The sequence below is a fragment of the Streptomyces sp. NPDC059224 genome (genome assembly GCF_042754285.1).
Classification (GTDB): Bacteria; Actinomycetota; Actinomycetes; order Streptomycetales; family Streptomycetaceae; genus Streptomyces.
On sequence record NZ_JBHZAN010000006.1, the window covers coordinates 243,859 to 262,838 of the forward strand.

The following is an 18,980-nucleotide window of genomic DNA, read 5'->3' on the forward strand; positions in this document are numbered from 1 at the left end:
CCCGGGCGGTGTGCCCCACCCGGGCCCCCCCCCCCGGGGCCGGCCGCGATCCCCCGGCGTTAAAAGACCGCCCCGTTACTCCCCCCCCCCCCGGGGCCACGGGCACCTGAACACGGTGACGCCGCTGCAGTTTTCTGGGGACATTTCTGCCTATCGGCCGGTTTCGGCCAAGGCTCACCGTGGCCGAAACCCGCCGCTGGAACGTCAGCAGAACGGGTCGCGCGCCCCGAGTCGACGGCCCCGGGCGGCCTCCGCCGGCCGCGGGGCCGCTGTCGCCCGCCCCTTCCGGCCGTCGGCCCCATCCGTACGCGCTCCCCCGGCAGCCGGGCCCGCGCACCCCGAAGCTGGTCCCAGGGAAGGGCTCCCCTCCCGACCTTGAGTGGAATAGACTCAACTTTGTGTACGTTGGCTGAGTCAGCCGAACGATGCCGAGGAGGAGAACGCGAACGTGGACGCCGAGCTGACCAACAGGAGCCGTGACGCGATCAACGCGGCCAGCAGCCGGGCCGTGACCGAGGGGCACGCGGACCTCACCCCTGCCCACCTGCTGCTCGCTCTGCTGGCGGGCCAGGACAACGAGAACATCACCGACCTGCTCGCGGCCGTGGACGCCGACCAGGCCGTCGTACGGCAGGGTGCCGAGCGGGTACTGACCGCGCTGCCCAGCGTGACCGGCTCCACGGTCGCGCCCCCGCAGCCCAGCCGTGAGCTGCTCGCGGTCCTCGCCGACGCGGACGAGCGGGCCCGCGACCTCGGCGACGACTTCCTCTCCACCGAACACCTGCTGATCGGCATCGCCGCGAAGGGCGGCGCGGCCGGCGAGGTGCTCGACCGGCAGGGGGCCACCGCGAAAAAGCTGGTGGAGGCCTTCCAGAAGACGCGTGGCGGCCGCCGGGTGACCACCGCCGACCCCGAGGGCCAGTACAAGGCACTGGAGAAGTTCGGCACGGACTTCACGGCCGCCGCGCGGGACGGCAAGCTCGACCCCGTCATCGGGCGGGACCAGGAGATCCGGCGGGTCGTTCAGGTCCTCTCCCGCCGGACCAAGAACAACCCCGTGCTCATCGGTGAGCCGGGCGTCGGCAAGACCGCCGTGGTCGAGGGCCTCGCCCAGCGGATCGTCAAGGGCGATGTGCCCGAGTCGCTGAAGAACAAGCGGCTGGTGGCGCTGGACCTGGGCGCGATGGTCGCGGGCGCGAAGTACCGGGGTGAGTTCGAGGAGCGGCTGAAGACCGTCCTCGCCGAGATCAAGGACTCCGACGGGCAGGTCATCACCTTCATCGACGAGCTGCACACGGTCGTCGGCGCCGGTGCCGGCGGTGACTCCGCGATGGACGCCGGCAACATGCTGAAGCCGATGCTGGCCCGCGGCGAGCTGCGCATGGTCGGCGCGACCACCCTCGACGAGTACCGGGAGCGGATCGAGAAGGACCCGGCGCTGGAGCGCCGTTTCCAGCAGGTGCTGGTGGCGGAGCCGACCGTCGAGGACACCATCGCCATCCTCCGTGGCCTCAAGGGCCGTTACGAGGCCCACCACAAGGTGCAGATCGCGGACAGCGCGCTGGTCGCCGCCGCGACCCTCTCCGACCGCTACATCACCTCCCGCTTCCTCCCCGACAAGGCCATCGACCTGGTCGACGAGGCGGCCTCCAGGCTCCGGATGGAGATCGACTCCTCACCCGTGGAGATCGACGAACTCCAGCGCGTCGTGGACCGGTTGAAGATGGAGGAGCTGGCGCTGGAGAAGGAGACCGACCCGGCCTCCCGGGAGCGCCTGGAGAAGCTGCGCCGCGACCTCGCCGACAAGGAGGAGGACCTGCGCGGCCTCAACGCCCGCTGGGAGCGCGAGAAGCAGTCCCTGAACCGGGTCGGCGAGCTGAAGGAGAAGCTCGACGAACTGCGCGGCACCGCCGAACGCGCCCAGCGCGACGGCGACTTCGACACCGCCTCCAAGCTGCTGTACGGCGAGATCCCGCAGCTGGAGAAGGAGTTGGAGGCCGCGTCCGAGGCCGAGGAGGAGACGGCCAGGGACACCATGGTCAAGGACGAGGTCGGCTCCGACGACATCGCGGACGTGGTGGCCGCCTGGACCGGCATCCCCGCCGGGCGTCTCCTGGAGGGCGAGACCCAGAAGCTGCTCCGCATGGAGGACGAGCTGGGCCGCCGCCTCATCGGCCAGACCGAGGCCGTGCGCGCGGTGTCGGACGCGGTACGGCGTTCCCGTGCCGGTATCGCCGACCCGGACCGCCCGACCGGCTCCTTCCTCTTCCTCGGCCCGACCGGCGTCGGCAAGACGGAACTGGCCAAGGCGCTCGCCGACTTCCTCTTCGACGACGAGCGGGCGATGGTCCGGATCGACATGTCGGAGTACAGCGAGAAGCACAGCGTGGCGCGGCTGGTCGGCGCCCCGCCCGGATACGTCGGTTACGAGGAGGGCGGCCAGCTCACCGAGGCCGTCCGCCGCCGCCCGTACTCGGTCGTGCTCCTCGACGAGGTGGAGAAGGCCCACCCGGAGGTCTTCGACATCCTCCTCCAGGTGCTGGACGACGGCCGCCTCACCGACGGCCAGGGCCGCACGGTCGACTTCCGCAACACCATCCTGGTGCTGACGTCGAACCTGGGCAGCCAGTACCTGGTGGACCCGGTGCTCGGCGAGGAGGAGAAGAAGCGGCAGGTCCTGGAGACGGTCCGGCAGTCCTTCAAGCCGGAGTTCCTCAACCGCCTGGACGACCTGGTGGTCTTCTCCGCGCTGGCCAAGGACGAGCTGGCCAGGATCGCCAGGCTCCAGATCGACCGGCTGGCCAGGCGGCTGGCCGACCGGCGCCTCGCCCTGGAGATCACCCCTGAGGCCCTGGCCTGGCTCGCCGAGGAGGGCAACGACCCGGCGTACGGCGCCCGCCCGCTGCGCCGCCTGGTCCAGACCGCCATCGGCGACCGCCTCGCCAGGGAGATCCTCTCCGGCGAGGTCAAGGACGGCGACACGATCCGGGTGGACGCCTTCGGCGAGGGCCTGATCGTGGGCCCGGTGACGTCGGAGGAGGCGGCGGGTGAGCCCGGTGAAACGGCCGGGGAAGCCGTCGAAAGCACCGGTCAGGAGACCGGAAAAACGCTCTGAGCGGAATTCCGCCAACGGGAGATGAACCCGCCGGGGCGGGGGTTGCCACCCCCCTCCCCGGATGGGGGAGGATGGCGGGATCCGTATGAAGGGAAAATCACGGTGACCATCGACCCGTCCTCGATTCCGAACTTCGGGGGCCAGCCCGAGCCGCAGCCCCAAGGACCGGCGGGCCCCGTCGTCCCGGATCAGGATCTTGTGAAGCAGCTCCTCGACCAGATGGAGCTGAAGTACGTCGTCGACGACGAGGGCGACCTCGCGGCGCCGTGGGAACAGTTCCGTACGTACTTCATGTTCCGCGGCGAGGACGAGCAGTCGGTCTTCTCGGTGCGGACGTTCTACGACCGCCCCCACAAGATCGACGAGAAGCCCCAGCTCCTGGAGTCGATCGACGACTGGAACCGCCGGACGCTGTGGCCCAAGGTCTACACCCACACCCATGACGACGGCACCGTCCGTCTCATCGGCGAGGCGCAGATGCTGATCGGCATGGGCGTCGACATCAACCACTTCGTGTCGTCCACGGTCAGCTGGGTGCGGGCCGCGATCGAGTTCGACAAGTGGCTCGTGGAGCAGCTCGGCCTGGAGGAGGCCGTCAACGAGGCCGACCAGCCCGAAGGCGACGACGAGGAGTAGGCGGCGCTACAGGGGTGTGCCGGCGAGGACGACCAGGTACGCGCCGTAGCCGAACGAGAGCCCGGCCAGGGCCGCGACCACCACGGTCGCGTGCCAGGGCCGGGCTCTCGCCGTGCGGACCAGTGCCCGGGCCAGGGGGAGCAGGAGGGGGAAGGCCGGCAGCAGGAAGCGGGGCTTGGACTCGAAGAAGCCCGAGCCGCCGAGCGTGATCAGCAGGAGCACGGCGGTGTAGGCGACGAGCGGGAGCGGCGCCCGGTCCAGCAGCAGGAGCGCGAAGAGCACCACCGCCGCCGCCACGATCACCAGGGCCATCGGGAAGACGAAGCGGTCGCCGCGCAGCAGCAGGCCGCGGACGAAGCGGAGCGAGCCCCGGCCGAGGTCGAAGCGTGAGCCCCACAGGCGCTGCACGCCGAAGTAGCCGCCCAGCGGATCGCCGGTGCGGCGGCCCACCCACAGGACGTACGAGAGCCAGCCGAGCGGGGCGAGAGCCGCGCCCGTCCACAGCCTGTGGGCAACCCGGCCGCGGCGGCGGCGGATCTCGCAGGCGGCGGCGAGCAGCACGGCCGCCGCGACCGCGAAGCCGTTCGGCCGGGACAGGCCCGACAGGGTGGCCAGGCTGCCCGCCCACAGCCAGTTTCCGGCCAGGACCGCGTACAGGGACCAGGCGGCGAACGCGGTCAGGACCGGTTCCGTGTACGCCATGGACAGCACGACGGAGTGCGGGAGCAGGCCCCACAGGACGACGAGGGCCGTGGCCACCGCGCGGCCGTGCAGCCGGGCGCCCACCGCGTAGATGCCCGCGGCGGCGACGGCGGCGGCCGTCCAGGACACCAGCAGGCCGGCGCCCGCCCCGCTCAGCGGGGTGACGGCCGTCAGGACGCGGACCAGTCCCGGATAGAGCGGGAAGAACGCCAGGTCGCTGTGGACGACGTCGGGACGGAAGTACAGGGTGCGGCCGTAGCCGTGCGCCGCGATGCCGAGGTACCAGACCGAGTCCCAGGACCGGCCGAGCAGGGTCAGCGGATGCCTGCCGCCCGCCCAGGCGGCCAGCGCGACGACGGCCATGCCGGTGAGCCGGGCCGCCGCGAACAGCCCCAGCGCGACGCCGCCCGCCGCGAAGGACGGGGTGAGAGCGGCGGCGCCGGGGGCGGTGCTGCTGGTCGTACTGGCGGTGGTGCTGGCGTGGCTCACACTCGCACCCTGCGGGGGACCGGGGCGAAGTGCGAGAAATGTGCGCCCGATGGGGTAGCGGGGGCGCCCACCGACTGGCGTGGCGCGGACCGCCGGCGCTTCCGGGGGTGGTATCGGGGACGCCTATCCCAGTCGCCGCAACCGCTCCGCCGCCTCCTTCAGGACTTCCGGGCGTTTGCAGAACGCGAACCGTACGAAGGGTGCTCCGGCCTCCCGGTGGTCGTAGAAGACCGCGTTGGGGATGGCGACGACGCCGGCCCGTTCCGGGAGGGAGCGGCAGAAGGCGAAGCCGTCGGTCTCGCCGAGGGGGCGGATGTCGGTGGTGATGAAGTACGTGCCGGCGGTGTCGTAGACCTTGAAGCCCGCCTCCGTGAGGCCCGCGGCGAGGATGTCGCGCTTGGCCCGCATGTCGTCGCGGAAGGCCTCGAAACAGGCGTCCGGGAGGGCGAGGGCCTCCGCGACCGCGTACTGGAAGGGGCCCGAGGAGACGTACGTCAGGAACTGCTTGGCCGAGCGGACCGCCGTGACCAGCTCCGGCGTCGAGGTCACCCAGGCCACTCCTCGTTCACACACTCATTCGTATGTGGCGCACCGGGCTCACCGGAGTCCGCCGTCGCCGGTCGGGACGCCGACCGGATCCGCGCATCTGCGCCGCGCGACCGAACGCACCGTGCGGCCGGGGACGGAATCGGTGGATCGCAGGGGCACCCCGAGGCATCATGCTTCGAGGAGAGCGGTCAGGACGACGGCGGGATCGGCGTCAGGCGGTCCGGCCGGCCACCAGGTGCCCTGGTCCTTGGTGTACGGGTACCACAGACCGTCCTGGCCCAGGCGCAGTTGGGCGTCGTGGCCCTCCACGGTCCAGCGGTTGCGCCAGGAGCAGAGCCGGGGCGGTGTGCCGTCGGCCCAGTCCGCTCGCAGCGCCTCGCGGTCGCGCTCCAGACGAGAGGCGGGTGGGGTCCAAGGGCTTTCCAGTACGTCCAGGGATGCGACGCCGCCGTACCGCCAGGCGCGGGTGGCGGCGGCGAGTTCGCGGGGGGTGCGGCCGCAGTTCGAAGCGATCCGGGCGAGGACCTCCAGGGTGGGGTGAGCGGCGGCGAAGCGGACGGCGTCCTGCCATTCGGTGAGCGGGACGGGCAGGGCGGTGTCGGCATGCCGTGGGCCGAGTGCTCCGGCGAGCAGATGGTGGGCACGCATCGCGGTGTCGGCGGCGAGCAGTTCGAGCGCGGCCGGGTCCACGCCGGGCTCCGGGACGGCCGAGTCCACCAGCGCGGGGCCGCGGCCGGCCCGTTCCGGCAGCGGCGGCGGCGCGGGCAGGGGCGGCAGGTCGGTGCGTGAGGCGAAGGCGGGCCCTGCGGGATCGCCGGTCCGCGCCGGGGACCCGTCGGGATCCGCTCCTGCCGTTGTCGAAGACACCGCGGCTTCCGCGGAGGCGTGGGCGGTGTTGCGGCGGCCGAGCTCGTCCATCAGCTCCCGCTCGCCGCGCCCCCGCAGGAGCAGCAACACGAAGGGGTCGCGGTCCAGAAGCCGGGCGACCTGGTAGCAGAGGGCCGCGGCGTGTTTGCAGGGGTAGCCCCAGTCGGGGCAGCTGCACTCGGGGTCGAGGTCCCGTGGGCCGGGCAGCAGCGGGACACCGGCGGCTGCCGCGTCGTCGGCGAGCCCGGCGGGCATCTCGCCGTCCAGCAGCGCGGCGATGTTGGCGGCCCGCTCGGCGATCATGTCGAGCAGCCGGTCCCACTGCTGGTCCGTCAGCTGCTCGACCTGGACCGTGGAACGGTACGGGGTGCGGCGGCTGCCCTGCACCGGGGCGGCAGCCGAGCCGGGGGCGACGGTGACCGGTCCGACCGCGCCGCCGCGCGCGTAGGTCCGGCCCCGCGAGAGGCGGCCGGAGTCCAGGGAGGACTCCTCCAGGGAGCGCAGCCATGCGCGGCCCCACCAGGAGTCGGCGAAGGGCGCGCGGCTGCCCTTGGCCGGCGGGAGTGCCTCGAAGGTACGGGCAGCCGACTCGCCCGGCCGGCTACGCCCGGTCATCGTCCCGTCCTTCGCAGTGTGACCAGTTCGGCCAGTTCGCTGTCGCTCAGTTCGCTGAAGGCCGCCTCGCCCGAGCCGAGCACCGAGTCGGCCAGTTCCCGCTTGTGGCGGAGCATCTCGGCGACCCGGTCCTCCACGGTGCCCTCGGCGATCAGCTTGTGCACCTGGACCGGCTGGGTCTGTCCGATCCGGTAGGCGCGGTCGGTGGCCTGGTCCTCCACGGCCGGGTTCCACCAGCGGTCGTAGTGGATGACGTGTCCGGCCCGGGTCAGGTTCAGACCGGTCCCGGCGGCCTTGAGGGACAGCAGGAACACCTTCTTCTCGCCGGTCTGGAAGGCGTCGACCATCTCCTCGCGGCGTTTGACCGTGGTGCCTCCGTGCAGGAACAGGGTGTCCACGCCGCGGTCGGCCAGGTGGCGTTCGATCAGCGTGCCCATCGCCACGTACTGGGTGAAGACCAGAGCCGATTCGTCCTCGGCCAGGACGGTGTCCAGGAGTTCGTCCAGGAGTTCCAGTTTCCCCGAGCGGCCCGGGAGCCTGGCACTCGCGGGTTCCTTCAGGAACTGCGCGGGGTGGTTGCAGATCTGCTTCAGGCCGGTGAGGAGCTTCATCACCAGGCCGCGCCGCGCCATGCCCTGTTTTTCCTCGATCTCGGCCATGAGTTCGCGTACCAGCGCCTCGTACAGCGAGACCTGTTCCTTCGTCAGGGACACCGGCTGGTCGGTCTCGGTCTTGGGCGGCAGTTCGGGCGCGATGCCGGGGTCGGATTTGCGCCGGCGCAGCAGGAAGGGGCGGACCAGGGCGGCCAGCCGCCGGGCGGCCTGTTCGTCGCGGTCGCCCTCGACGGCCGTGGCGTAGCGGTCACGGAAGGAGGTGAGCGTGCCGAGCAGGCCGGGGGTGGTCCAGTCGAGCAGTGACCACAGTTCGGACAGGTTGTTCTCGACCGGGGTGCCGGTCAACGCGACCCGTCCCCGGGAGGGGATCCGGCGCAGGGCCTGGGCGGTGAGCGCGTGCGGGTTCTTGACGTGCTGGGCCTCGTCGGCGACGAGCAAGCCCCAGGGCTGCCCGGTGAGGCGTTCGGTGTCGCGGCGCATGGTCCCGTAGGTGGTCAGGACGAAGCCGCCGTCCGCTCCGCCGTCGAGGCCGGCCAGGTCACGGCCGGGGCCGTGGAAGCGGCGCACCGGGGTGGCGGGCGCGAAGCGCCGGATCTCGTGCTCCCAGTTGCCGAGCAGCGAGGCGGGGCAGACCACCAGGGTGGGGCCGGCGGTGGTCTTCCGCTCCTGGCGACGCAGGTGGAGAGCGATCAGGGTCACGGTCTTGCCCAGGCCCATGTCGTCGGCGAGGCAGCCGCCCAGGCCGAGCGAGGTCATCCGGTGCAGCCAGTTCAGGCCGCGCAGCTGGTAGTCGCGCAGGGTTGCGGCCAGGGCTTTCGGCGGCCCCTGGGGCTCGCGCGCGGTGCGGGCCTCGGGGTCGGCGATCCGGGAGCGCAGCTCTTCCAGTACGCCGCTCGCGGTGACCGCCACCTGTTCGCCGTCCACCTCCACGCTGCCGGTGAGCGCGGCGCCCAGGGCGTCGATCGGGGTGAGCGGGGCCGTCCTGGACTGCGCGGCCCGGCGCAGCCGGCGGACCAGATCCGGGTCCACGACCACCCACTGGTCGCGCAGCCGCACGATCGGCCGGTGTGCCTGGACCAGCCGCTCCAGCTCCTCCTCGGTGAGTTCCCGGTCTCCGAGCGCGACCCGCCAGCGGAAGTCCAGCAGACCGCCGGAGGACAGGAACGACTCGGCCGCAGACTGCGTTCCCTGGCGGCGTACGGGTTCCAGGACGCCGGAGGCCGTCAGCTCGCGTACCAGCTCCTTGGGCCAGTGCACGGCGACGCCGGCGGCGGCAAGGCTTTCCGCCGCGTCGCCCAGTAGCGCCTGGGCCTCCTCGTCGGACAGCTCCAGGCCGGCCGGGGCGGCGGAGTCCAGCAGCCGTCCGGCCGGGGGCCAGGCGCGGGCGGCCCGGCGCAGTGTCAGCAGCGTGTCCACTTTGGCCCGTGGACCGAACAGTTCGGGGGCGGTTGCGTGGCCGGACCACAGGTCCGCGGCGTCGGCGAGAACCGTGGGATCGGCCAGGCTGCGCAGCTGGACCACGGCCCGGATGGAGTCCGCGCGGCCCAGTTCCAGCCGCAGCGACACCTCGAGGCCCGCATCTCGGCCGGCGGCGACCTCCGCCGCCCACCCCCGCTGCTCGGGCACGGACTGCGGGGCGCGTACCGCGAACGCCGGTCCGCCGGTCACCTGGCGGGCGGCGGGAGGGCGGGCGAGAGAATCGGCCATGGCATCCAGGAAGGCCCGCAGCAGTGGCTCGGCCGCCGGAAGCGCGAGGGGGGAGACTCCAGGGACCGCGACCGCGCGGGCCTGAGGAGGCATGGCGGCGGCAAGGGTGGCCAGCCGCTCGTGGTCCTCGGTGTCCAGCGGGCCGACCCGCCAGGCGTCGAATCCTTCGGGTGACACCCCGGGCAGCATCCTGCCCCGGGCGAGCAGACGCAGTCCCAGCAGGACCGCTGTGCCCCAGAACGCGGTACCGGACGATGCCCGCCCGCTGCCGTCCGCGCCGAGTGCCCGGCAGCGGGTCAGCAGCGGCAGCGTCTGCTCCACCGGCAGCAGCACGGCGACCACCCGCGCCCGGCGCACGGACGAACCGTGCGGCCGGACCACGGTGAGTTCCTCGGGTTCCACCCCGAGGTCCGGTGGCTCACTCCCGGGCGTCCAGAACGCCATCCGTCCCGTCCGGGGCGGGTCCGCGGGAAGGAACACCGCCTCGCCCAGGGCGAGCTCGGGCAACCCGGCAAACATCCGTTCCCGGTCCGGAGCCGCCGACTCGGGCTCCGCCGACGGGTAAACCTTCGCCACCGCACCCACTCCTGGCCAGGCTCCTGCACACGTTCGGGAGGGCGCGGGTAGCCCACGAGCCCTCGGCGGGTCAAGGCTATCCGCGCGGGCGGACAGGAAACGCCAGATGTGTTTCGCCCACTCGGCGCAGTGCGGAAAGATGTCACCGGCACCTGCCGGGGACCGGCGCGACCTCTTTGCGATCGCGGCCCTACCGGTGCCGGAATCCGCCTCCGCCTTGAGGGAACCCCTTCGCCGTGATCGCCGAACCCGTGCCGACGTACCAGCTGAAGATCGCCCTGCGAGACATCAGCCCGCCGGTCTGGCGCCGGGTCACCCTGCCCGCCGACACCTCGCTCGGCTGCCTGCACGACATCATCCAGACATGCTTCGGCTGGCACGACTCCCACCTGCATTCCTTCACCGAACCTGCCTCAGGCCGTCAGTTCGTCGACTTCGACGCACCGTTGGACCGCGATCCTTTCCGCGACGCCGACGAGGAGTCCGTGACCGTGGCCGAGGTGCTGCCCTACGAAGGCGGCCGACTGGAGTACACCTACGACTTCGGCGACGACTGGCGGCACCGGATCACGCTGGAGAAGATCCTCCCCGCGTCCGCTCCCGACCGGCGCGTCCGCTGCACCGGGGGTCGCCGCGCCTTGCCCCGTGCCGAGGACATCGGGGGAGCCTGGGGACTGCAAGCCGTACTCGACGCCGTCGCGGACCGTGGCGCACCGGCCCCCGAGCCGTGGACCGACCTGGTCGAAACCCTGCACGAGGAGGGGTTCGACGCCGCCCGCTTCGACCGCGACGCCCTGGACCGGGAACTGGCCGGCCTGGACCCGCAGCCGCCCACGGCCACCCCGGCACAAGGCCCGGCCGAAGCCTCCCCCGGCGGGCGGCGCTGTTCCTGCGGCGAGGTCCACGACGACGAGGACGGCGATGACTGGGACATGGAGTCCGTCCCGGTGCGACCCGTCTCCCTCGCACCTCGCGCGGAACTCGCCGCGGCCGCCCGGCAGGTGCCGCTGATCGTCTCCGCCCTCCGCCTGGCCCACTGGTGCCAGGGCGGACGAGCCGTCACGTCCCGGGACGTGCTCAAGCCCGCACTGGGCCGCCAGGCCGTCCAGGAACTCGCACTCTGGACCCAGGACGACGAACTGAGCGGACTCCGGCCCGAGGAGCGCGACGAGCGGCTGGCCCGCCTGCGCAGCTCCGGAGACCTGCCCTGCCTGGACGTCCCCTGGCGGCTCGCCGTGTACGGGGACCTGGTGGAGATCGGCAGGGGCGTCGCCCACCCCGGTACCGGCCTGCCCGCTACCGCGGACGACGAGGGAGTACTGGAACTCTGGTGCCATGCGCTCGGGGACGAACTCGACGATCTGAACGACCTCGGGAACCTCGGCCTGTCCCCGGTGCTGCTGGGCGCGCTGGACATCGAGGACGAGGACGGCCACGGCCTGCCGGCGGTGGTGCTGCGGGCGCTGTACGAGGTTCCCGACGGCGAATGGCTGGACACCGCGCTGCTCGTCGGCACACTCCGCGAGGGGCTCCCGAAGCAGGAGGCACGGCTGGTCGAACTGTTCCTCCTGCAGATCCTCGACCAGGCGGCCGTTGTCCTCGCCGAGTATCAGGCGGCGGAGGTCGAGACCGGTCCGGAGACGAGCCGGCAGCGGGAGCACGTCATCCTCGGCATCCTCGGTATCAAGGCGAGTGCCGAGGACGGCGACGGCACACAGCCGGCCGGGACACGGCTCCGGCTCACTCCGCTGGGACGCCACGGACTGCGCGAGTACCTGCTCGCTGAGGGATTCCACGCTCCTCTCATCGGCGAACTGGCCGACGCAGACGCCCCGACCTTGCTCGACGCCCTGCTCGACTACGACCAGGAGTCCGCCCACTCCGAGATCACCGGATGGATCAGTCATCGGGGCCAGGGCTCAGCCGCGGTCCAGCTCATCGACGCCTGCGCCGGTCTGGAAGCCGATGCCGCCCTCCGCCGCCTTGCCGCCGCGCCGGTGCTCGCGGAACTCGATGAACCGCGAGCGCTCGCGGTCCTGCGCAAAGCCGCGGCCTCCCAGGTCCCCGGCTGCGCCGAGACCGCGGCGATCACGCTGGCCGACCGTGGTGAGATCCCCGAAGGACACGGCCCGGAACTCCAGCTGTGGAGGCTCGTGGACCATCTGTGGGGCCCGCTCGGCGTGGCGGACGAGGCACTCGCCATGTTCCTGGAACAGGAGGGGGACTCGGTGCTGCCGCTGCTGGAACAGACCGCCGACGACCTGTGGCGCTGCCGCCACCCCGCCACCGGGGCCGTGCTGGAGGCGGCAGGGCGGCTTCTGAGGGCTCGGGACAAGGCGCTGGCCAAGCGACTGCGCAGGTCCGCGACCAAAGTCGGATCCCGGCATCGAGGATGAGGCGCCGACGTGCTGAACGCTACGCTGAGGCCGACAGAGGCTGTGCTCGATCCGGTCGAGTTCGGTCAGCTCTCGTAGTGGTAGCGGCACTGTGCGATCAGGACGCCGTCCTCGGTGGCCTTGTGGATCAGTCGGTGCTCGTCGTTGATGCGGCGCGACCAGTAGCCCTGGAACCCGTGCTTGAGGGGTTCTGGTTTGCCGATCCCCTCGTTGCCGTTCCGGGCGATGTCCGCGATGAGTGTGTTGATGCGCTTCAGGATCTTCCGGTCCTGAAGCTGCCACCACAGGTAGTCCTCCCAGGCACGGGAGGAGAAGGTGATCTTCAACTCGCGGCCCCTATTCGTCGGTCGCCAGCTCGCGTACGGTGCCGCCGCCGTTTTCCAGCTCGTCGATGGACGCGAGCAGACGCCGGGCGTTCGCCGGGCTCCGCAGCAGGTACGCCGTCTCCTTCAGGGACTCGTAGTCCTCAAGGGAGACGATGACGACCGGGTCATGTCCGGCCCGGGTGATGACGACCTCTTCGCGGTCATCGGTGACGGAGTTGAGCACCTCGGCATACCGTGCGCGCGACTCGGAATACGTCATGGTCTTCATGATCGACCCCCTTTACGTACAGGAAATTGTACGTCTGTCTCTGTCGGTATGGCAAGCACCGGAATGACAGCCGCGGCGCGGAAGTTTCGTGGCGGGCGAGACGTGGCAGGCAGCGGGGAACGCATCGGCCGTTCCGCAAGGACGGCGGTCAGCCCGCGAATGCCTTGCGGAGCCGTTCCGCCGCTTCTGTCAGTACCTCGGTGCGCTTGCAGAACGCGAACCGGACATAGGGTGCTCCGGCCTCCCGGTGGTCGTAGAAGACCGCGTTGGGGATGGCGACGACGCCGGCCCGTTCCGGGAGGGAGCGGCAGAAGGCGAAGCCGTCGGTCTCGCCGAGGGGGCGGATGTCGGTGGTGATGAAGTACGTGCCGGCGGTGTCGTAGACCTTGAAGCCCGCCTCCGTGAGGCCCGCGGCGAGGATGTCGCGCTTGGCCCGCATGTCGTCGCGGAAGGCCTCGAAATAGGCGTCCGGGAGGGCGAGGGCCTCCGCGACCGCGTACTGGAAGGGGCCCGAGGAGACGTACGTCAGGAACTGCTTGGCCGAGCGGACCGCCGTGACCAGCTCCGGCGTCGAGGTCACCCAGCCGACCTTCCAGCCGGTGAAGGAGAAGGTCTTGCCGGCCGACCCGATGGTGACCGTGCGCTCGCGCATGCCGGGCAGGGTGGCGAGGGGCAGGTGCCCGGCCGGGTCGAAGACCAGGTGCTCGTAGACCTCGTCGGTGACGACCAGGAGGTCGCGTTCGACCGCCAGTTCGGCGATCGCGGTCAGCTCGGTGCGGGTGAGCACCGTGCCGGTCGGGTTGTGCGGGGTGTTGACCAGCAGGAGCCGGGTGCGGGGGGTGACGGCCGCGCGCAGTTCGTCGAGGTCCAGGCGGAAGGCGGCGCCGTCCGGGCGGAGGGTGACCGGGACCCGGGTGCCGCCGGCCATGGCGATACAGGCCGCGTAGGAGTCGTAGTAGGGCTCCAGTGCGACCACCTCGTCACCCGGCTCCACGAGGGCCAGCAGGGCGGCCGCGATCGCCTCCGTCGCGCCGGCCGTGACCAGTACCTCCGCGTCCGGGTCGTACGACAGCCCGTACCGGCGCTCCTGGTGCGCGGCGATCGCGGTGCGCAGCTCGGGGACGCCCGGCCCCGGCGGGTACTGGTTGCCGTGCCCCTCGCGCAGCGCCCGCACGGCCGCCTCCCTGACCTCCTCGGGGCCGTCGGTGTCCGGGAACCCCTGCCCCAGGTTGATGGACCCGGTGCGGAGCGCCAGGGCCGACATCTCGGCGAAGATCGTGGTCCCGAACTCGGCGAGCCGGCGATTCAGCAGAGGGCGTTCGCTGGAGGTCATGCCGGTCATCCTGCGCCCAAGCTCTGGAGTTCCTCAACTCTGCTTTCGCCGCCCGGAGGGCCGGGCATCACCGGCTCACGCCGCGGTCACGCGGCGGCCGGGGCGCCCACGGGGGGTCGCTCCGCGCGAACCGAAAGAAGGTGACGCCATGGGCACCGTCCTCATCGTGCTGGTGGCCGCGATCGTCTGCCTGGCGATCGTCGCGGGCGTGGTCCGCAAGGGTGCCGGACGGAGCGGAATCTCCTCGTCCTCCGGCGGCAGCTGGTGGGCGGGGGACTCGGGGTCGTCCTCCGGCGGCGGCCACGGCGGCCACGGGGGTCACTCGTGCGGAGGAGGCCACTCCTCGTGCGGCGGCGGGTCGTCGTGCGGCGGCGGGGGCGGCTGCGGTGGGGGCAGCTGACCGAGGCCTCGGGGGACACGGGGGAGCGGGGCGTCCGGACGTAGAGCGGGTGGCTCTCCCCGGGCGCCACGTCGTGCGCCGGAGGGGCCAGGGCGCTCAACGTGGTTGAACAGTTGAGCTGTGGAGCCCTCTGAGGGATGGAAACCCCACGAAGTTGGGTAAAAACGCTGTGGTGGCGCCACAGTTCATGATTCCCTCTAAATCACCAAAGCAGCGCCTCGGACGTCCTGACGACACCCCTCCCCCGGCTGGGCCGGCCGGGGCCGATCTCCCGGTGTCCACCGAGGTGCGCCGGACCACCCTCCTCCCCATTTGCGTGTTAGCGGAGCCGATCCATGCTCACGACCCTGAACACCACCTACAGCGATACGCGCGCGGCCGACCTCGCCTGGGCCCTCGGTCGCGAGCCGCTGCCCGCCCTGGCCACCCTCGACCTGGAACTGTCCGGGGCGAAGCTGCAGCTCAGACTGCTGGGTGCGTCCCATCAGGTTCTCCTGGAGGAGGAGTGCGGCGGCTGTTCGGAGACGGTGGCGTGCATCCCGGGGTCCAGCACCCCCCTGCCGCTCGGAGTCGCCAAGCGCGTCGGCGACTGGGAGTACGAGTTCGCGGCGCGCGTCGAGGTGCTGTCTCCCGGCTCCTTCGCCGGTCGCGCCCAGGAACTGCTCGCCCTCGTCTCCGAGCACCCGTACGGCCTCGCCGGGGTCTTCCCGGGCAGCCCGCACGCGTTCACCGCACTGCTCGCCCAGCGCCACGAGGGCCAGGTGCACTGGCGTACCTGGCACGCGTACCCGCAGGACGGCCAGCTGGTGGCGACCCGGACGAGGGTCGGCGTACGGGTGCCGGCGGCCCGATCCGTCCCGCGATGACATAAACCGACGCGCCGTCAAGGACGGCTGATTTCCACACGTGTGGGTGACGAAGCGTACCGAGCGAGTGACGTAACGTCGCAGAGTGATCGATCCGCACCCACCCGCCCCTCCCGGCGCACCGCCGGCCTGGGGTGCCCCCGCGCCGCTGCCCGTGCGGCCGGGGACGGGCCGGTTCCTGGTCCTGGCGTGCGTCTTCGTCTGCGCGGCCTGCGGGCTGGTGTACGAACTCGAACTCGTCGCGCTCGCCTCGTACCTGATCGGCGACTCGGTCACCCAGACCTCCGTCGTGCTGTCCGTGATGGTCTTCGCGATGGGCGTCGGCTCACTGGCCGCGAAGCGGCTGCGCTGGCACGCGGCGGCCGGATTCGGCGCGGTGGAGGCCGCGCTGGCGCTGGTCGGCGGCTGCAGCGCCCTGGTCCTGTACGCCGTCTTCGCCTGGACCGGCGGCTGGGGCGGCCTGTGGTCGACCGGTCCGCGCTGGCTGCTGGTCGCGTTCTCCCTCGCCATCGGCCTGCTGATCGGTGCCGAGGTGCCGCTGCTGATGGAGCTCATCCAGCGCATCCGCCGCCAGGACGCGGGCGGCGCGGTGGCCGACCTGTTCGCGGCGGACTACGTCGGCGCGCTGGTCGGCGGCCTGGCCTTTCCGTTCCTCCTGCTGCCCTTCCTGGGCCAGTTGACGGGCGCCCTGCTCACCGGCACGGTCAACGCCGTGGCCGGCGGCGCCCTGGTCCTCGGCCTGTTCCGCCGCGATCTGTCCCGCCGGGCCCGCTGGACCCTCCTCGCGGTCAACGTGACCGTCCTCGGCGTCCTCGGTTCCGCCGCCGCCCACGTCCAGGACTTCGAACGGGCCGCACGGCACGCGGTCTACGGCGCCGACGTCCGGGTCGCCGTCCGGACGGACGTCCAGGAGGTGGTCCTCACCGGCGGCACCCACGGCCGTCCCCTCGACCTCTTCCTCGACGGCCGGCTGCGCGTCGGCGGCCGCGACGAACGCCGGTACCACGAAGCCCTCGTCCACCCGGCGATGAGCGGCCCGCACGCGCGCGTGCTGATCCTCGGCGGCGGCGACGGCATGGCCGCGCGCGAGGTGCTCCGGCACACCGGCGTCGACCGTGTCGACGTCGTCGAACTCGACGCGGACCTGGTCCGCCTCGCCCGCGCCGACCCCGGCCTCGCCGCGCTCAACGCCCACGCCTACGACGACCCGCGCGTCCACGTGGTCACCGCCGACGCCTTCTGCTGGCTGCGCCGGGCCGCCCCGCGCGCCGCGTACGACGTCGTGATCGCCGACCTGCCCGACCCCGGCGCTGCGGCCGGCGCCAAGCTGTACTCCGAGGAGTTCTACGGCCTGGCCCGCCGCGTCCTGGCCCCGGGCGGCCGCCTGGCCGTGCACGCCGGCCCGGTCCGGGCCCGTCCCCGCGACTTCTGGACGGTGGCGGCGACCATGCGCGCGGCCGGCCTGGCGACGACCGCCTACCGGGTGCCCGGCCGCGACCCCGGCCGTTCGGCGGGCGAGTCCAGGGCCCCGCACGACTGGGGTTTCGTCCTGGCGGCGAGGGGTCCGCGCGGGCCTCGGCTGTGGCTGGCGGCAGGCGGTCCGCGGCTGTTCACGCTGTCCGTGCGGGAGTTGCGGGAGGACGTGCTGAGGCCCCCGCGGACGCGTCTGCCGGCGTCCACGCTGGTCGACCCGCGCCTGTGAGCCCGGTCCCGTCCTCCGGGAGCGCGCGCCCTGGAGCGGTGCGGTGTGCCGCGGGGAGTGCGCGCGGACACGGGCTGTGGACGGCGGGCGGCGGTCCGGGATGCTGCGTACCGGCCCGTCCACCGCGAGGCCGGGCCTCGGCGTCGTGCCGGGGCGTCGTGGAGGGTACGGCGGCGTGACTCCTGGGTAGGCTCAGTCGGCATGGAGCACCAGGTGTACGTCCCGGCCCCGGCCTCGCGGCTCAGGGAGGCGCTGGCCGACCCCGCGCGGGTCGCCCGGGCGCTCCCCGGCCTCCAGCAGGACACGGAGTCCGCCCCCGGCACCGGCCGCGTCAAGGTCCGGATCGGCAGCCACTCGATCACCTACCGGGGCACCCTGCGGGTCAGCGCCCGTGACGACGGCTCCTACGCGGTCGACGGCGACGCCACCGAGGCGCGCGGCACCGGCACGGTGAAGGTGGCGCTCACGTTCCGGCTCGCGGACACCGACGAGGGCTGCGAGGTCACGGTGACCGGTTCCGCCTCCGCCGACGGACGGGTCGCCGAACTGGCGCCGGAGGCGGTGGAGTCGGCGGCGACACGGCTGCTCAACCGCTTCGTGGAGGGCCTGGCGGAGGCGCACCCCGAGTCCCCGGACCCACCGGTGCCGGTCTTCGAGACGGAGGTGCCGCCGCCGTCCCTGGCGCCCGAGCCGGCCGAGGAGCCGCTGCCCGAGATCTTCGCCGAGGCGGCCCACGCCCGCCGCACGATGATCGGCCGCAGCGCGGAGGAGGTCGACCACGCACCGCCCCGCGGCCGCTACGCGCCGGTGCCGGCACCGCAGACGGTGGCGGCGGGTTCGGCCCTGCGGTGGGCCGCACCGGCGGCCGCACTGGCCCTGGCGTCGGCGATCGTGGTGACGCGGGCACTGCGTAGACGCCGCTGACGTCCCCCAGGGGCGCCGGGGGAGGAACCGCGCGAGCGGCCCCCATCCACCCGCACCCGGAACCCGCCGCCCGGCCCCAGTACTGTCATCCCGTGAGTAACGAAGACATCACGCTGACCGCGGGCGACGCCACCCTCCACCTGCACCCCGGCAACGGCGGCCGGATCGCCGGACTGGAGGTGGGCTCCCTCGAACTCCTCCGCCAGGGCGACCGCTTCGGCTGCTTCCCGATGGTGCCGTGGTGCGGCCGCATCCGGGACGGCCGCTTCCGGGACGGCGCCGACATCGTCCAGATGCCGCTCAACTCCCCGCCGCACGCCATCCACGGCACCGCCCGCGACGGTGCCTGGCGCACCGCACGCCGCTCCGCGGACGAGGCCGTGATCACCTGCGAACTCGGCGATCCCTGGCCGCATCCGGCCCGCGTCACGCACGCCGTGCGGCTCACCGAGGACTCGTTGACGCTGACGATGGCCGTGGAGACGTACGACAACTCCTTCCCGGCGCAGATCGGCTGGCATCCCTGGTTCAACCGCAACCTCGGCGGCCAGGACGCCCAGGTCGACTTCACCCCCGCCTGGCAGGAGGAACGCGGCGCGGACCACCTGCCCACCGGCAACCGCGTCGACCCCCGGCCCGGCCCCTGGGACGACTGCTTCGGCATGCCCGACGGCGTCGACGTCACCCTGACCTGGCCGGGACAGCTGGAGTTGAAGGTCGCCAGCCGCGAGCAGTGGGTCGTGGTCTACGACGAGCAGGACGCGGCCGTGTGCGTGGAGCCGCAGACCGGGCCGCCCAACGGTCTCAACACGCTTCCCCGGCTCGTCACCCCGCTGGAGCCGCTGGAAGCCACCACCACGTGGACCTGGCGCCGCCTCTGAGCCCGTCACCTCTA

General features: G+C 72.5%; 13 protein-coding genes and 2 pseudogenes. 8 read left to right on the forward strand and 7 right to left on the reverse strand.

The annotated features are described in order from the left end of the window. Positions 1 to 448: 448 nt before the first annotated feature. Positions 449 to 3,037, forward strand: a pseudogene (gene clpB / locus ACFXI4_RS08830) (ATP-dependent chaperone ClpB); the annotation flags it as partial. A gap of 180 nt (positions 3,038 to 3,217) precedes the next feature. Beyond that, a complete protein-coding gene (locus ACFXI4_RS08835; protein WP_362728681.1) occupies positions 3,218 to 3,751 on the forward strand; it encodes a YbjN domain-containing protein in 534 nt (177 codons plus the stop codon). A 6-nt stretch (positions 3,752 to 3,757) separates the two neighbouring features. On the opposite strand, the gene ACFXI4_RS08840 is transcribed toward ACFXI4_RS08835, so the two are convergent. The 4 genes and pseudogenes from ACFXI4_RS08840 to ACFXI4_RS08855 all read right to left on the reverse strand — a co-directional run bounded on the left by ACFXI4_RS08840 (position 3,758) and on the right by ACFXI4_RS08855 (position 9,813). Further along, positions 3,758 to 4,816 (reverse strand): hypothetical protein, encoded by a 1,059-nt coding sequence (locus tag ACFXI4_RS08840; protein WP_384989029.1) that lies wholly within the window; start codon positions 4,814 to 4,816, stop codon positions 3,758 to 3,760. Between the two features lie 249 nt (positions 4,817 to 5,065). Further along, positions 5,066 to 5,500: pseudogene (locus tag ACFXI4_RS08845) on the reverse strand (aminotransferase class I/II-fold pyridoxal phosphate-dependent enzyme); the annotation flags it as partial. 159 nt (positions 5,501 to 5,659) lie between these two features. Then, a complete protein-coding gene (locus ACFXI4_RS08850; protein ID WP_384989013.1) occupies positions 5,660 to 6,973 on the reverse strand; it encodes an SWIM zinc finger family protein in 1,314 nt (437 codons plus the stop codon). Continuing rightward, a complete protein-coding gene (locus ACFXI4_RS08855) occupies positions 6,970 to 9,813 on the reverse strand; it encodes a DEAD/DEAH box helicase (protein ID WP_384989030.1) in 2,844 nt (947 codons plus the stop codon). Before ACFXI4_RS08855 ends, ACFXI4_RS08850 begins: the two co-directional genes overlap by 4 nt. A gap of 293 nt (positions 9,814 to 10,106) precedes the next feature. Between ACFXI4_RS08855 and ACFXI4_RS08860 the strand changes: the two genes are divergently transcribed. Beyond that, entirely contained in the window at positions 10,107 to 12,266 is a 2,160-nt protein-coding gene (locus tag ACFXI4_RS08860; RefSeq protein ID WP_384989014.1) for a hypothetical protein, read from the forward strand. Between the two features lie 65 nt (positions 12,267 to 12,331). Here the strand turns inward: ACFXI4_RS08860 and ACFXI4_RS08865 are convergent, their stop codons facing one another. From ACFXI4_RS08865 to ACFXI4_RS08875, 3 genes are all read right to left on the reverse strand, one after another. Further along, entirely contained in the window at positions 12,332 to 12,592 is a 261-nt protein-coding gene (locus ACFXI4_RS08865; protein ID WP_384989015.1) for a Txe/YoeB family addiction module toxin, read from the reverse strand. Between the two features lie 10 nt (positions 12,593 to 12,602). After that, the gene (locus ACFXI4_RS08870) at positions 12,603 to 12,860 is read right to left on the reverse strand and encodes a type II toxin-antitoxin system Phd/YefM family antitoxin (RefSeq protein WP_384989016.1); all 258 of its coding nucleotides are present in this window, start codon (positions 12,858 to 12,860) and stop codon (positions 12,603 to 12,605) included. Positions 12,861 to 13,008: 148 nt separating this feature from the next. Continuing rightward, positions 13,009 to 14,202, reverse strand: coding sequence for a pyridoxal phosphate-dependent aminotransferase (locus ACFXI4_RS08875; protein WP_384989017.1), 1,194 nt, complete (start codon positions 14,200 to 14,202; stop codon positions 13,009 to 13,011). A gap of 139 nt (positions 14,203 to 14,341) precedes the next feature. Between ACFXI4_RS08875 and ACFXI4_RS08880 the strand changes: the two genes are divergently transcribed. The 5 genes from ACFXI4_RS08880 to ACFXI4_RS08900 all read left to right on the forward strand — a co-directional run bounded on the left by ACFXI4_RS08880 (position 14,342) and on the right by ACFXI4_RS08900 (position 18,966). Further along, complete coding sequence (locus ACFXI4_RS08880) at positions 14,342 to 14,593, forward strand: hypothetical protein (protein ID WP_384989018.1); 252 nt, start codon at positions 14,342 to 14,344, stop codon at positions 14,591 to 14,593. Between the two features lie 335 nt (positions 14,594 to 14,928). Then, a complete protein-coding gene (locus ACFXI4_RS08885) occupies positions 14,929 to 15,459 on the forward strand; it encodes a DUF2617 family protein (protein WP_362728351.1) in 531 nt (176 codons plus the stop codon). An 85-nt stretch (positions 15,460 to 15,544) separates the two neighbouring features. After that, positions 15,545 to 17,161 carry a polyamine aminopropyltransferase gene (locus ACFXI4_RS08890; RefSeq protein ID WP_384989019.1) on the forward strand — a complete coding sequence of 539 codons (1,617 nt, stop codon included), beginning with the start codon at positions 15,545 to 15,547 and terminating at the stop codon, positions 17,159 to 17,161. 201 nt (positions 17,162 to 17,362) lie between these two features. Beyond that, positions 17,363 to 18,085 (forward strand): SRPBCC domain-containing protein, encoded by a 723-nt coding sequence (locus ACFXI4_RS08895; protein WP_362726243.1) that lies wholly within the window; start codon positions 17,363 to 17,365, stop codon positions 18,083 to 18,085. A gap of 92 nt (positions 18,086 to 18,177) precedes the next feature. Next, positions 18,178 to 18,966, forward strand: coding sequence for an aldose 1-epimerase (locus tag ACFXI4_RS08900; RefSeq protein ID WP_362726240.1), 789 nt, complete (start codon positions 18,178 to 18,180; stop codon positions 18,964 to 18,966). The last annotated feature ends 14 nt before the right edge of the window (positions 18,967 to 18,980 follow it).